This window comes from Morganella psychrotolerans, from assembly GCF_001676155.1.
In the GTDB taxonomy this organism is placed as follows: Bacteria; Pseudomonadota; Gammaproteobacteria; order Enterobacterales; family Enterobacteriaceae; genus Morganella; species Morganella psychrotolerans.
Genome location: NZ_LZEW01000001.1, coordinates 539153 through 555293 on the forward strand (window position 1 = coordinate 539153; position 16141 = coordinate 555293).

At 47.2% G+C, this 16141-nt stretch carries 6 protein-coding genes, 2 tRNA genes and 3 pseudogenes; 4 read left to right on the top strand and 7 right to left on the bottom strand.

The genetic code is table 11. The annotated features are described in order from the left end of the window. Nucleotides 1-37: 37 nt before the first annotated feature. From tyrP to ubiG, 5 genes and pseudogenes are all read right to left on the bottom strand, one after another. Nucleotides 38-1243: a tyrosine transporter TyrP gene (gene tyrP / locus AYY16_RS02630; protein ID WP_067361711.1), complete on the bottom strand. Its 1206-nt coding sequence runs from the start codon at nucleotides 1241-1243 to the stop codon at nucleotides 38-40. 161 nt (nucleotides 1244-1404) lie between these two features. Further along, nucleotides 1405-1671, bottom strand: coding sequence for a class I ribonucleotide reductase maintenance protein YfaE (gene yfaE / locus AYY16_RS02635; RefSeq protein ID WP_067361714.1), 267 nt, complete (start codon nucleotides 1669-1671; stop codon nucleotides 1405-1407). Further along, nucleotides 1671-2801: a class Ia ribonucleoside-diphosphate reductase subunit beta gene (nrdB, locus tag AYY16_RS02640; protein ID WP_067361717.1), complete on the bottom strand. Its 1131-nt coding sequence runs from the start codon at nucleotides 2799-2801 to the stop codon at nucleotides 1671-1673. The genes yfaE and nrdB overlap by 1 nt, the downstream gene beginning before the upstream one ends. A 12-nt stretch (nucleotides 2802-2813) precedes the next feature. Beyond that, nucleotides 2814-5110 (bottom strand): annotated as a pseudogene (nrdA, locus tag AYY16_RS02645) (class 1a ribonucleoside-diphosphate reductase subunit alpha). Nucleotides 5111-5488: 378 nt separating this feature from the next. After that, complete coding sequence (gene ubiG / locus AYY16_RS02650) at nucleotides 5489-6226, bottom strand: bifunctional 2-polyprenyl-6-hydroxyphenol methylase/3-demethylubiquinol 3-O-methyltransferase UbiG (protein WP_067361719.1); 738 nt, start codon at nucleotides 6224-6226, stop codon at nucleotides 5489-5491. Between the two features lie 369 nt (nucleotides 6227-6595). On the opposite strand from ubiG, the pseudogene gyrA reads away from it, so the two are divergent. Then, nucleotides 6596-9227 (top strand): annotated as a pseudogene (gyrA, locus tag AYY16_RS02655) (DNA topoisomerase (ATP-hydrolyzing) subunit A). 233 nt (nucleotides 9228-9460) lie between these two features. After that, complete coding sequence (gene rcsC / locus AYY16_RS02660; RefSeq protein ID WP_082970563.1) at nucleotides 9461-12310, top strand: two-component system sensor histidine kinase RcsC; 2850 nt, start codon at nucleotides 9461-9463, stop codon at nucleotides 12308-12310. A gap of 75 nt (nucleotides 12311-12385) precedes the next feature. On the opposite strand, the pseudogene rcsB reads toward rcsC, so the two are convergent. Then, nucleotides 12386-13037 (bottom strand): annotated as a pseudogene (rcsB, locus tag AYY16_RS02665) (response regulator transcription factor RcsB). Further along, the gene (gene rcsD / locus AYY16_RS02670) at nucleotides 13030-15744 is read right to left on the bottom strand and encodes a phosphotransferase RcsD (protein ID WP_067361724.1); all 2715 of its coding nucleotides are present in this window, start codon (nucleotides 15742-15744) and stop codon (nucleotides 13030-13032) included. Before rcsD ends, rcsB begins: the two are co-directional and overlap by 8 nt. Before the next feature lie 208 nt (nucleotides 15745-15952). Between rcsD and AYY16_RS02675 the strand changes: the two genes are divergently transcribed. After that, nucleotides 15953-16040, top strand: a tRNA-Ser gene (locus AYY16_RS02675). A gap of 5 nt (nucleotides 16041-16045) precedes the next feature. Next, nucleotides 16046-16121: transfer RNA gene (locus AYY16_RS02680), tRNA-Thr, on the top strand. The last annotated feature ends 20 nt before the right edge of the window (nucleotides 16122-16141 follow it).

The window sequence follows — 16141 nt, forward strand, 5'->3', positions numbered from 1 at the left end:
GATCCCGGCGTGATGATTCTATGATGATACCTGTTTATCAGATATTCGGCAGATAGCCGGCAACCTTAATAAATTCAATGGAAATAACCAGCAGCCCGAACAGGAAGACGAACAGTAAAATGAGATTACCGCCCGCAACGCGGTAAGCACCTTTTTTCGGGTTTTTCCGCACATTGTAAGCCAGCATGGCAGGCAGAAGCAGTGCCAGGAATGACAGTGCCACGGCGGCATACGCCAGTGCCTGGGTAAAGCTGCTGTAGAACAGGGCGCAAATGAGTGGTGGTGCGAAAGTCAGTATCCCGGTTTGTGAGCGTCCGAATGCACTGTTGCTGCGTCTGAACAGATCGGCGAGGTAATCAAATAACCCGAGCGCCACACCCAGGAAAGAGGTGGCTAATGCCAGATCCATAAACAGGCTGACCACGATATTAACGTGTTTGTTGGCAACAGTGTCACTGATGGCGGTCAGAAGCCCGTTCAGACCAGCTTTCTCAGAGAGGATCCCGAAGAAGGTATCAGACGGGATAGCCCCGAGTGTTGCGACCTGCCATAACAGGTAAGCAATCAGCGGGATGGCACTCCCCGTCAGAAAGACAAAGCGCAGTTTTTTGCTGTCGCCGTTCATGTAATTTACCAGGCTCGGTACACTGCCGTGGAAACCAAATGAGGTGAAGACCAGCGGAATGGCGGAGAGTACCAGCCCGTTCTGAATCGGCATGCTGGCAAGGTTTGCCATATTAACGTGCGGCATCATGACAGCGAGCATCACGATCAGGAAAATAATTTTCCCGGTAAACAGCAGGCGGTTGATAAAATCCACAGAGTGAGTCCCGACACACACCACAAGGCCGCCAATCAGCGTAAAGACAATGGTGGCGGTGCCCGGTGTAACAGATATTTGCCACCAGGTTTGAAAGCTTGCGGAGATCATCTCACCCGCGCCGCCGATATACGCCGTTGTCAGGGCATACATCAGGAGTAACATACTGAATCCTGTGAGAATTTGTCCGGGTAACCCGAGGTATTTGCGGGCGACTGTGCCTAAGCCCGTATCCGGTGAACTGTACTGATAAACTTCAACCATCAGTAAAGCCGTATAACTCATGATCGCCCACAGGCCGATCAAAATAAGCGAAATGACCGGAAACCCGATCCCCGCAGCCGCCAGTGGCATTGCCAGCATACCGGCACCAATCGTCGTCCCTGCAACGATCAGCACACTTCCCAGTGTACGATTTTTCACCAAAACCTCATGATATATCTATTAATAATAAGTGAACAAAGCCTAATGAAAAACAGGAAAGGTGTCAAATTTAAATTACGCATTTCGTAAAGATATCGTTACACCATGGGCGTAAAAAAACCGGATTGCAGATCCGGTCACAAAAATGGTCATGAACTGGTTCAGAGCTCGAGTTCAATATCACTCATCGGGTAACAGCAGCAGGGGAGAATTTCGCCGTCGCGGATAAAGGCGACCGGGCGGGTGCGGTAACCGACTTTTCCGCGTTTCAGCCGGACACGACAGGCACCGCAATACCCTTCACGGCACTGAAATTCGACAGGAACGGATTGTTCGAGAGTATTGAGCAGGGTGTGATGTTCTTCACTGACATAACGCAGTTGTATCCCCTGCATGTTGCCATGCAGGGTAATTTTATGGCTTGGCATCAGAGCTCGAAACTACTCAGTTCATCAGTATTGACTTCAGAGTCTATCTGACCGACCAGGTAAGAACTGACTTCCACTTCCTGCGGGGCGACCTGCACATTGTCAGAGACCAGCCATGCATTTATCCACGGGATCGGATTGGAGCGGACATTGAACGGCAGCGGAAGACCCACTGCCTGCATGCGGATATTCGTAATATAGTCCACATACTGGCAGAGAATTTCTTTGTTCAGGCCGATCATGGAGCCGTTACAGAACAGATAATCTGCCCACTCTTTTTCCTGTTCTGCCGCACGGACAAACAGATCATAGCAATCCTGCTCGCATTCTTTGGCAATTTCTGCCATTTCCGGGTCATCCTGACCACTGCGCAGCAGGTTCAGCATATGCTGAGTGCCGGTGAGATGCAGAGCTTCATCGCGGGCGATCAGTTTGATTATTTTCGCGTTTCCTTCCATCAGTTCGCGCTCGGCAAAGGCAAATGAGCAGGCGAAACTGACATAAAAGCGAATCGCTTCCAGTGCATTGACACTCATCAGACACAGGTACAACTGGCGTTTCAGGGCGCGCAGCGACACATTGAGAGTTTTACCGTTGGCGGTATGCGATCCTTCACCAAACATATGGTATTCACCGGTCATACGGATCAGGTCGTCATAATACCCGGCGATATCTTTTGCCCGCTTGATGATTTCTTCATTTGCCACGATATCGTCGAAGACAATTGAAGGGTCATTCACGATATTACGGATAATATGCGTGTAAGAGCGGGAGTGGATCGTTTCCGAGAAAGACCAGGTTTCCACCCAGGTTTCCAGCTCCGGAATCGAGATCAGAGGCAGCAGCGCCACATTCGGGCTGCGTCCCTGAATGGAATCCAGCAGTGTCTGGTATTTCAGATTACTGATAAAAATATGTTTTTCGTGATCCGGCAACGCATTGTAGTCAATACGGTCACGGGACACATCCACTTCTTCCGGACGCCAGAAGAAGGAGAGTTGTTTCTCGATTAATGATTCAAAAATCGGGTATTTTTGCTGATCATAACGGGCGACGTTAACAGGCTGCCCGAAGAACATCGGTTCTTTGAGCTGATCATTATGTACCTGTGAAAATGTTGTATAAGCCATTATTTATTCACCTTAAATTTTACACGCGCCGCCTTCACAACCATCATCATCGGCTGCTTCTATTACTTCATCCGGGAGATCTCCCTGGATATCTTCCGCACCATCGCGGGTATTGTGGTAATAGAGTGTTTTCACACCGAATTTGTACGCGACCAGTAAATCTTTCAGTAACTGATTCATCGGCACTTTGCCGCTCGGGAATCGGGTAGGGTCATAGTTTGTATTGGATGAAATAGCCTGATCCACAAACTTTTGCATGATCCCGACCAGATGCAGATAGCCCTCATTTCCCGGCATCTGCCATAATAATTCGTATGCGGATTTCAGGCGCTCGTACTCCGGTACAACCTGGCGCAGAATACCATCTTTGGACGCTTTCACACTGATGTAGCCGCGTGGTGGTTCAATACCGTTGGTGGCGTTTGAGATTTGTGATGATGTCTCAGACGGCATCAGAGCCGAGAGCGTGGAGTTGCGCAGACCGTGTGTTTTGATCTCTTTACGCAGGGTTTCCCAGTCAAAATGCAGCGGTTCGTCAGTCAGTTGATCCAGTGTATTTTTATAGGTATCAATCGGCAGAATACCCTGTGAATAGGTGGTTTCGTTGAATAACGGGCAGGCGCCGTACTCTTTTGCCAGCTCACAGGAGGCTTTCAGCAGATAGTACTGAATAGCTTCAAAGGTTTTGTGTGTCAGGTTGTTGGCGCTGCCGTCTGAATAGCGCACACCGTGTTTTGCCAGATAATAGGCAAAGTTAATCACACCAATACCGAGTGTACGGCGACCCATAGAGCCTTTGCGGGCAGCTTCAATCGGGTAATCCTGATAATCAAGCAGGGCATCCAGGGCGCGGACAGCAAGCACCGCCAGCTCTTCCAGCTCATCAAGCTCTCAATTGCGCCCAGGTTAAAGGCAGAAAGAGTACAGAGCGCGATTTCGCCGTTTGGATCATTAATATCATTCATCGGCTTGGTCGGCAGGGCGATTTCCAGACACAAATTGGACTGGCGCACCGGCGCGACTGACGGATCAAACGGGCTGTGAGTATTACAGTGATCGACGTTCTGGATGTAGATACGCCCGGTTGAAGCGCGCTCCTGCATCATCAGGGAGAACAGTTCCACTGCTTTCAGGGTCTGTTTGCGGATGGACGGGTCTTTCTCATATTGCACATACAGGCGCTCGAACTCATCCTGATCAGCGAAGAATGCGTCATATAATCCCGGCACATCAGACGGGCTGAACAGGGTAATATTCTGACCTTTGATCAGGCGCTCATACATCAGCTTGTTTAGCTGGACACCGTAATCAAGGTGGCGGACACGGTTTCCTTCAACACCCCGGTTGTTTTTCAGCACCAGCAGGCTTTCTACTTCCAGATGCCAGAGTGGGTAAAACAGTGTTGCCGCACCACCACGTACGCCGCCCTGTGAACAGGATTTAACCGCAGTCTGGAAATGTTTGTAGAACGGGATACAGCCGGTGTGGAATGCTTCACCACCACGGATAGGGCTGCCGAGTGCGCGGATACGACCGGCATTGATACCGATACCTGCGCGCTGGGAGACATATTTGACAATCGCACCGGAGGTCGCGTTAATAGAATCCAGGCTGTCACCGCACTCGATCAGAACACAGGAGCTGAACTGGCGGGTCGGGGTACGGACACCGGCCATGATCGGCGTCGGCAGTGAAATCTTGAAAGTGGACGTGGCATCGTAGAAACGGCGGATATAATCCAGGCGGGTTTCTTTCGGGTAATGCGTAAACAGGCATGCCGCCACTAAAATATAAAGAAACTGTGCGCTTTCATAGACTTCACCGGTAACCCGGTTCTGAACCAGATATTTTCCTTCCAGCTGCTTGACCGCCGCATAAGAAAAATTCATGTCGCGCCAGTGGTCGATGAACTCATTCATCTGATCAAATTCTGATTCGGTATAATCCGTTAACAGACTTTCGTCATATTTCCCGGCCTCAACCATCTTTTTCACATGGGCATATAATTCAGGCGGTTCAAACTGACCGTAGGCTTTCTTGCGCAGGTTGAAAATAGCCAGGCGGGCTGAAAGATACTGATAATCCGGGGTTTCTGCGGAGATAAGGTCAGCGGCTGCCTTGATCATCGTTTCATGGATATCCGCAGTTCGGATCCCGTCATAGAACTGAATCTGGGAACGTAACTCGACCTGGGATACGGAGACATTATTCAGACCTTCAGCGGCCCAGGCAATGACCCTGTGGATTTTATCTAAATCGATACGTTCTTTGTGACCGTCACGTTTGGTAACAAGCAGATTCTGGTTCATCAGTTGATATACCCTGTTTTGAAAATTACACCAGTCAGGTGTTGAAGCCGTTATTATTGCGCAATAAACCAAAAAAAAAACGATCCCCTGAACAAAAATCCCGAGAATGTCAATGGTGGGCGCTAAACGATTCAAACACAAGATGTAGTGTGTCTGTAAAAGATGGGTAACAAGATAATGATAAATGGCGCCGGGATCAAGTGTACAAAATTGGGATCTTTTGTGGATAACCTGAGGACAGTCACCTGCAAACGGAGTGGTAAGCACTGAGATCACTGGAGAAATGAAACTGTGCTTACCTTGTTACGTGAACAGATAATTTTAATAAAATGCGATTCGTTTGGCGTTTTATTAATCTATCCCGTAATTATATTGACACTATAAAATAAAACGCGTATGCAACATATAATTTACATCTACGTTAGGTGCCAGCCAGAATTTATCACTTAACGGATTGTAGTGTAAGCCGATTATATGTTGTTCACGCAGGCCGGTATTATTCATCCACTCAATCATTTCGGCGGGACGTATAAATTTCTTCGCGTCATGTGTGCCGGGTGGCACCATCTTCAGAATATATTCGGCGGCAATAACCGCCATAAACCAGGCTTTTTTGTTGCGGTTGATAGTTGAGAACACCACATCGCCACCGGGCTTCACCAGACGGGCGCAGGCGCGGATAACAGATGCCGGGTCCGGTACGTGCTCCAGCATCTCCATGCAGGTGACCACATCATAGTGCTGCGGGTATTGTTCTGCGTGCTGTTCAACCGTTTCCTGCACATAGGTGATATCGGTACCGCTTTCCAGCGCGTGCAGACGTGCAACCTGTAACGGCTCTGCGCCCATATCCAGCCCGGTCACTATCGCGCCTTCACGCGCCATGCTTTCAGAGAGAATACCGCCGCCGCAGCCGACATCCAGCACCGTTTTGCCGAATACGCCGTTGACCCGTTGCTGAATATAGCCCAGGCGCAGCGGATTTATCCGGTGCAGAGGTTTAAATTCGCCTTCTTTATCCCACCAGCGTGAGGCAACATCCTCAAATTTTTTAATTTCAGCAGGGTCGACATTGGCGGTCAGCGGGGAGGGTTGCGGGCGGGTGGTGTCGTTCATTCGTTTATTCTCTCTCTTTCCTGCGGCAGAACCTGCCGGAATTCGTATTGCCGCCAGTATACAATGCGGATCTGTATGCGCCAGAAATAAAATACTATACTCGTCATACTTCACGATGCTGTTGACTGCGCAAAGCCCGCCGGGTCACATACTTGTGTATGCTCCCCGGCGGGCTTCGCTTGTCGCCTACATGCATCCCGAATTATTCAGAGTATATATTTGTCATACTTCAGGATGCTGTCGCCTGCCTGCATCCTGAATGACGTTGGGTATATAATTTAATATCTCATTTTCTAATTTTCTAAACATTGACGATTTGTGATATAGTTCCAGACCTTGAAATCCGGAGTAATGAGGGATACTGGCTCCATGAGCGACAACGCCAAAGAAATCTTGCCCGTTAATATCGAAGAAGAGTTGAAAAACTCTTATCTTGATTATGCGATGTCCGTCATTGTCGGACGTGCACTCCCCGATGTGAGAGACGGCCTTAAGCCGGTTCACCGCCGCGTATTATTCGCGATGAAAGAACTGGGTAATGACTGGAATAAAGCATATAAAAAAATCTGCCCGTGTGGTCGGGGACGTTATCGGTAAATATCACCCTCATGGTGACAGTGCTGTATATGAAACAATTGTCCGCCTTGCTCAGCCATTCTCTATGCGTTATATGCTGGTGGATGGTCAGGGTAACTTCGGTTCCGTCGATGGTGACTCCGCGGCGGCAATGCGTTATACGGAAGTCCGTATGGCGAAAATTGCCCACGAGCTGTTAGCTGACCTCGATAAAGAAACCGTGAATTTCGTGCCGAACTACGATGGCACTGAAATGATCCCTGAGGTTATGCCGACCCGCATCCCGAATCTGTTAGTGAATGGTTCTTCCGGTATTGCGGTCGGGATGGCAACAAATATCCCGCCTCATAACCTGGGTGAAGTCATTGACGGCTGTCTGGCCTTTATCGACGATGAAGATATTTCAATCGAAGGGCTGATGGAACATATCCCGGGACCGGACTTCCCGACAGCAGCAATTATTAATGGTCGTCGCGGTATTCTGGAAGCCTACCGTACCGGTCGCGGTAAAATTCATATCCGCGCCCGTGCCGAAGTTGAGGCAGATGAAAAATCCGGTCGCGAAACCATTATTGTTCATGAAATTCCGTATCAGGTGAATAAAGCGCGCCTGATTGAAAAAATTGCGGAACTGGTTAAAGAAAAACGTCTTGAAGGGATCAGCGGACTGCGTGATGAGTCCGATAAAGACGGGATGCGCATTGTTATTGAAGTGAAACGCGATGCAGTCGGTGAAGTGGTACTGAATAACCTTTATTCACTGACGCAGATGCAAACCACGTTTGGTATCAATATGGTTGCCCTGCATCAGGGACAGCCGAAGATCCTGAATCTGAAAGAGATCCTCAGCGCATTTGTCCGCCACCGCCGTGAAGTGGTGACCCGCCGGACAATCTACGAATTACGCAAAGCGCGTGAACGAGCGCATATCCTTGAAGGTCTGGCGATTGCGCTGGTCAATATCGATCCGATTATCGAGCTTATCCGCCGTGCGCCAACGCCTGCGGAAGCTAAAGCCGGATTACTGGCACAAGCCTGGGCGATGGGAACAGTTGCCGCGATGCTTGAGCGTGCCGGTGATGACGCAGCCCGTCCGGAAGGGCTGGCTGAAGAGTTCGGGATCCGTGACGGACAGTATCACCTGACAGAAGTTCAGGCTCAGGCAATCCTGGATCTGCGTTTGCAGAAACTGACCGGTCTTGAGCATGAAAAACTGCTGGATGAGTACCGCGAATTACTGGAACTGATCGCTGGTCTGTTGTATATCCTGCAAACCCCGGAGCGGCTGATGGAAGTCATCCGTGAAGAGTTGGTTGCAGCGAAAGAGCAGTACAATGATGCCCGCCGGACTGTTATCACAGAAAACACCGCTGATATCAATATTGAAGACCTGATTAATCAGGAAGACGTGGTTGTGACACTGTCACATCAGGGGTATGTGAAATATCAGCCGCTGACAGACTATGAAGCACAGCGCCGTGGTGGTAAAGGTAAGTCAGCCGCCCGCATCAAAGAAGAAGATTTCATTGAGCGTCTTCTGGTTGCGAACACGCATGACACTATCCTCTGCTTCTCCAATAAAGGGAAACTGTACTGGCTGAAAGTGTACCAGTTACCTGAAGCAAGCCGTGGTGCCCGTGGTCGTCCGATTATCAATATATTACCGTTGGATCAGGCACAGAACGAGCGTATCACTGCTATCCTGCCTGTCCGTGAATATGAAGAAGGTAAATTCGTCTTCATGGCAACGGCAAGCGGTACTGTGAAGAAAACCTCACTGACTGATTTCAGTCGTCCGCGCAGCGCCGGTATCATTGCGGTTAATCTCAATGAAGGCGATGAACTGATCGGTGTGGATCTGACTGACGGTAATAACGAAGTTATGCTGTTCTCGGCGGAAGGGAAAGTTGTCCGTTTCCGTGAAGATGCTGTCCGTGCCATGGGGCGCACCGCAACAGGTGTCCGTGGTATCCGTCTTGGTGATAATGATGCGGTTGTATCCTTAATTATCCCGTGTGATGACGGTGAAATTCTGACAGTGACAGAGAACGGTTACGGTAAACGGACTGCGCAGGCGGAATATCCGATAAAATCCCGTGCCACACAAGGCGTTATCTCAATTAAAGTGAGTGAGCGTAACGGGAAAGTCATTGGCGCCATCCAGGTCAGCACGGATGATCAGATAATGATGATAACCGATGCCGGTACACTGGTGCGTACCCGTGTTTCTGAAGTCAGTATCGTGGGACGTAATACCCAGGGTGTGACACTTATCCGTACGGGTGAAGAAGAAAAAGTAGTTGGTTTACAGCGCCTCGCCGAACCGGAAGAGGATGAAAGTGAACCTGATTCTGACAGTGAAAGTACGGATGTCGCAGATATCGCAGAAAACGGTGATACTGATACAGAAGATAATATCGGTTAAATTTACCGGGTTTTTGTAATATAAACCTAGGTGTATACCCAACGTCATTCAGAGTGCAGCCAACACACCTGCAGTTTGAATGAATAAGGGTATATTAATAAAGCAGGAACAATAATATTGTTCCTGCTTTTTATTTAGCTCCGGGATTTTGTAAACATTGCACAGTGGTATATCCTAGGCATAAGAGTCTGAAACCTTATGAATATATAAGGTTCATTATTGGCGGAGCCCCTTTGAGATACTTTTCATCATTCCAGACATCACTAAAAATTTCGCGTTATCTGTTCCGGATCGTCGGTGTGATGTTATGGGGATTGGGCGCACTGGTTACCGTATTCTATTTGCTGAATATCTATAACGGGATGCGTAATGATATCCGCCAGCAATATCTTTCAGATTATGATGCGTTATTAGCGTATTTCCGGCAATCCGCAGATATTACGCGTGATATTCAGTATATGAATGAGCGGTTTGTCGAGGGTAAAAATGAGCAGGGACTGATCCCGACACTCAAACGCACGACAGACGGGTCTTTTATTGGTTATCAGCCGTTGAATGCCAAAGCGGATTGTGGTGTATTCCGCACCACCACCGGCTCTTATATTATCGCATTTAAAGATCTTCTTACTTATTGGCAGGATAATATTTCTGCACCCCAGGGACTGAACCAGGTTTTTCTGATCGGTTCTAAAACATTTTGCATGGTATCGTTCCCGATAAAAAACCTCTCCACCGACCCGGAAACGCTGCGCAGAATGGTCAATGATTATTCACAGTATTATTTCAAACTGAAAAGTCAGGGAAAAGAGCGGACTATTTACTGGATTGCGCCGGGGAGCAATCAGGGGACGGGCAGTCTGTTTATTATGATGCCAATCTATTATGACGGGCAGTTTCTTGCGCTGATGGGAATTGAACGTAACCTGCAATTGGAAAATTATAATCGTCTGCGTCAGTTCCCGGTCAATCTTCTGATTATGAATGAGCAGAATGAGAGAGTATTGTCGTATCCGAATGAAGTTAATACGCAGAAGAATAAAGACAGCTATCAGGTTGAAGATAATTATTTCGGTTATGATGCAGAATTTACCCAGTTGATGCTCAAACGCAAACTGACACCTTCCTCTTTTAATGTGATTTATACCACGCCGCTGAGTGCCATTTATGAAAAACTGAAATTTCAGTTGCTCAATGGTGCAATACTGAACCTGATCTCCGCCATTTTTATCGGGCTGTTTACCTGGATTCTGGAACGGCGGATTTTTATGCCAGCCGAGAATAATGCCGTGCGTCTGGAAGAGCATGAGCAGTTCAATCATAAAATTGTAGCCTCTGCACCTGTCGGTATCTGTATTTTGCGGACTCAGGACGGAACCGCACTGCTGAGTAATGAGCTGGCACATAATTACTGGCGTATGCTCTCTTTTGAGGATCGCAACCGTATCGGGCTTCTGATTAAAGAAAAGCGCCAGGGAATGGAAGATATGGTGACCCGTAACGGAGGACACCTTCAGGTCAGTTTTGTGCATTCGCGCTATCAGAATGAGGAAGTGGCTATCTGTGTGCTGGTGGATATCAGCGCCCGTGTACAACTGGAAAGCTCGTTACAGGAAGTGGCACAGGCGGCAGAGCAGGCGAACCAGTCCAAGTCCATGTTCCTCGCAACCGTCAGCCATGAGCTGCGTACCCCGTTGTACGGCATTATCGGTAACCTGGAACTGCTGCAGTCAATGGCGCACTCCCAGGATGCACAGCGCCTGCTGGGCACCATGAATAACTCCTCATCTCTGTTACTGAAAATTATCAGCGATATTCTCGATTTCTCTAAAATTGAGTCCAAACAGCTGAAAATTGAGACGAGAGAGTTTAATTTCCGCGAACATATCCATTTTGTTGTGGCGAACTATTTGCCGCTGGTGGCAAAAAAACACCTTTCGCTGTACTGCTTTATTGAAAAAGATGTGCCGGAGCTGGTGTGTAATGACCCGGTACGTATGCAGCAGGTGATCGCCAATCTGTTTAATAATGCGATTAAATATACGCAGGTTGGTATGGTATGCATTCATGTTTATGTACACGGTGACTATCTGCATGTGGATATTCAGGATACCGGCGGCGGCATAAGCGATGATGAATTGCGCCAGTTGTTTGATCCCTTCTATCAGATTATACCGAACAGGGACAGCCCGTCTCAGGGCACCGGGCTGGGGCTGCCTATCTGTGAGAAACTGATCTCACTGATGGACGGTGACATGATTGTGGAGTCACAGAAAGAAGTCGGCAGCCTGTTCGGGATACGTTTTCCGCTTTATACCGCGTACCGGTCCGGCAATTGTACTGATATTGAGCCGCTGACATTCCCTCTGGTGTTTGAATTCAATAACCGTGTGCTGGCCGATTATATGCAGTGTGCGTGGTCAGGGATCGCCCCGGCACTGCTCAGTGTGGATGAGTGCACGGATTTATCGCAGGCGGTGGTGATAACGGATATGGTTACACCGGCGATGAAGCAGGCGCGGCTGCTGATTGAACTTAATGCAGGTTATACCGATAAGCCCGTGCCGCAGGGTGGAAACCACTGGCTTCATAATACCCATCAGCTTGATGGTCTGTATGAATTTATCGCTGACCGGCTGGATAATCGCAAAGAAGAGCCGGATGATATGCCGCCACCGGCACTGCCGGATAATCAGCAGGCGAATTATGTCCGTATCCTGATTGTGGATGACCATCCGATCAACCGCCATCTGCTTTCAGATCAATTGCATCTGTTTGGTTTCCATACGGCGACGGCGGATGACGGACTGGATGCCCTGAATTTTCTGGAAACCCATGAAGTGGATATCATTTTGTCGGATGTTAATATGCCGAATATGAACGGCTATGATTTGACACGGGCATTGCGCGGGAAGGGCGTGGTGCTGCCGATTATCGGTATCACCGCAAATGCGATGGCAGAAGAGCGTGAGCGCTGTCTGGCCGCCGGTATGAATGATTGCCTCTCCAAACCGGTATCAATGCAGTCACTGCGCACCATGATGCAGAAATATGTACCGGAGGTTACCCCGGTAAAACCGGCGTAACCGGGTGTGGTAACAGGATAAAAAAACCGCCGTTCACTGAACGGCGGTTTTGTATTAATAACCGGTACGGTTACATTATACTTCTCTGTGACTGTCAATAGTGACAGACGAAAGATAGTTCAGCAGAGCGATGTCATTTTCAACACCCAGTTTCAGCATGGCAGATTTTTTTCTGGCTGCTGATGGTTTTGATACTGCGGTTGAGTTTACGCGCAATCTCAGTAACCAGATGTCCTTCGGCAAATAACCGCAGAACCTCACTCTCTTTTGGTGACAGGCGTTTATCACCATAACCGTTGGCATTTACTTTCTCCAGCAGTTTGGCAACACTTTCAGGTGTAAATTTCTTCCCTTTCTGCAATGAAGCCAGTGCTTTCGGCAGATCAGCCGGAGCACCCTGTTTCAGTACGATCCCTTCGATATCAAGTTCCAGTACGGCACTGAGTATCGCCGGGTTATTGTTCATGGTAAGAACAATAATAGCCAGGTCAGGATAATGGCGCTTGATATACTTAATCAGCGTAATACCATCACCGTATTTATCTCCCGGCATAGAGAGGTCAGTTATCAGAACATCTGCATCAAGACGAGCTAAATTATTGATAAGTGCAGTTGAATCTTCAAACTCACCGACAACAGTGACTGTCTCCAGTTGTTCCAGGGACTTTTTAATCCCGAAAATAACAATGGGATGATCATCAGCGATAATAACATTCAGGTTATTCATACTCGTGGTTACCTTGCTGCAGCAATTCAATGACAATGGCATCGATTTCACGGATACCTTCATCAATCTTAATTTTGTTTTTGTCTGCGATATACTGTTCTATATCTTCACACCGTGTTTTCAGATAATCAAAGTCAAGCACAGCAAAGACCCCTTTAACCCGATGTACCGTCAGCGCCAGTGGCTGCAATTCACTTAATTCTGCTTCGGTGTACATCTTATTTATATCAGGAGGTACTGTGGTGGCAAACAAATCGTTATACGTACTTTGTGCCAATTGATTTTTATATAAAGCTACAACTTCCCCTACAGAAAGTGTACTTGTATTAATACCCGAATCTCCGGGTAAGAATCTATCATCAAACTCGTCCGAAGTTAAGCTTTGTTCGATGAGCAATGTAATTGCATTCAGAATCTCATCATTGAAATTATAATTACATTCCACAAGAGAGGGTGTAATCATTTTATGTTCAACAATATCATTACGTAAAAATAATATCGGCTTTCTCGCTTTCTTATCAAAATCCGTTATCAATATATCGTACTCATCTTGCAATAACGCGCGATTTTTATCAAATAAAATTCCGCCGTTTTCACTTATAATTGCATTAATTATTTCCCGAATACTCGGATTAATGATATTGAGCTTGAAAAGAGTGTCTTCCAGAATACCGGATGGCTCACCACGCGACTCCGTCGCAGGCAGCGGCAGCTCTACAATGTAGTGGGTACCGATATCCGGTTTACTGTCAATCTTCAATTTACCTTTAAGCTTCTTACATAATAAATCACATAAATAAAATGCCAGACCTGAATTAGGACGATTCTCTGTTTCTGCTACCTGACACATAAAAGGATCATAGCGATTAACAAGATCAGAAGAGGGTAAACCAGAGCCGCTGGCAATTATCTCAAACTTGATATTATTATGTTCATCCTTGAATATATTCTTGAGGCGAACAACTAATTTTCCATATTTTAAATTACTGACAGCATAATTCAGCAATAATAAAATAATTTTACTTATGATCGGCCCATCACCAATATAGTTTAGCTGTCTGTTTATCCCGTTATGAAAATAAAGGGGGATCCCTTTGTCATTAATTTGTCGTGAAAACTGTTTCACAATATCTTCAATGGTTGTTGATAACAGGAACTCATCATTTGTTGGCTTCCAGTCATCAGTTTCGAGGTCGGCCAGTAAAATAATATTTTCAATCCATTCACTGAGGTAGCCGGACTCTGTCGCGACTTTATTCATTAACTGTCTGCCGGTATTGTCGGTGACATACATTTTCAGCGCGTGCAGATCATTACCAAGCTGCTTAACCGGTATCGCTAACTCAGATTTAATATTCTTCAGTACGGAGTGGCGGGCTTTAATACTCTTATTATATTCACGGTCAGATAATTGCAGACGCCGCGCCGTCAATGCTTCCTGATCTTTATCCTGGAACAGGATCAGATAGGTATCATTCATACTGCGGACAGGGTTCATACTGACTTCATAGACGACATTATCAATGGTGGTTTGGATCCGTCCCTGATGTTCGCGGGCCATGTCACGGGTTTTACTTAAATCACTCAATGCCAGTAGCTGATTGGCAATCGTATTATTTATCAGCCGCTTATTGGTGGCGAAATCATAAATTGCAAGCCCGAGCGGAAGTTGAGCGACTATTTCATTCGTCATCGCTTCGCTGTTTTTTGCCTGGCGGACTAATGAATTCAGCGGCGAAATAAATCGCTTGCGGATATAAATAAGACCGCCAACGGATAAAATACTGAAAAGCAAAATTGAAATTAATAACCATATATTGGCTGAAAGCATCTCTTGAGCCAGCGCGAGCAGGGAGAGCTGATAGATAACCTGATACGGCATATCACTGAGGCGGTAGCTGAGTTTCAGTGACAGCCCGTTAATACTGATTTGCACCGGACTTGTCCGGTTGCTGATGATATTTGATTCCGCCGGGACCAGTGCCAGGTTTGCGAGGTCGAGGTTATCAGGCACCATGGTATTAATTGGTAAATCGAATGCGACTACACTGGTTAATTGACCGGGGTTATTAAACATCGCCCGGTATGTGTAGTAATAGGTCGACTCAGTCCGCAGTTTAGTAAATGACGACAATGTTTCCCGTTCATCCAGCGCCGTTGAATCCGCCAGCATTTCTGTACGTTTTTCATCAGCACTGAGTGTCAGATAGCTTTCGCGGTAGCGTAATTCCGGACGCAGGGCAGAGTGAGAGGTGACTAACAGCAGGCTGTTATCCAGACCATTAAGGTAATACATGGAATTGAATTGGTTATTTCCGCCCCACAAAATGGTCAGATAATCAGAAAACCGTCTGGCAATCGAATAGGTTTCGTCATCGGTCCGTCCGAACAAAATAGCATCGACAATCGGTACACGGCTGTCAATCCAGTAAATGTCATTCAGGATCTTATGCGGAGGAACGAGTTCGGGACGTTTTTCCGTATCCGCTGCATTGGCGAGCCTGAACAGCTCAATTGACTGATATCGGTATGTTTCAACCTGATGTTCTATCCGGTTGCTGAAACTGAGTAATGCGCCTTTTTTGCTTCCCAGCCAGGCATCGTAGTAGTTATATCCATATAAGAAGAGAGATAAAACTAACAGCGAAACAAATGATGCATAAAAGCCGGGTATCGTATAAGGCTTGGAATTTGAATGTCTGTACATATTTTCCGTTACAACCTTATTAGTAAGTACTTGACTGAAAATCCACCGGGAATTGATTCTAGCATATTAATTACCGGCACAATAATAGCTGTAATCAGCCATAGATAAGGCGGAATGCCTGAATGTTGAGCAGACAGACAAAAAAAATGATTTTTTTTGCTTACAGGGGTAGACAGGTTCCTCATTTTTCAGGATAATCGCGCCCCATGGAAGGATGGCCGAGTGGCTTAAGGCAGCGGTCTTGAAAACCGCCGACGGGAGACCGTCCTAGAGTTCGAATCTCTATCCTTCCACCAAATTAGCCGGCTTAGCTCAGTTGGTAGAGCAACTGACTTGTAATCAGTAGGTCACCAGTTCGACTCCGGTAGCCGGCACCATATAAAACCCGTTAACTCTC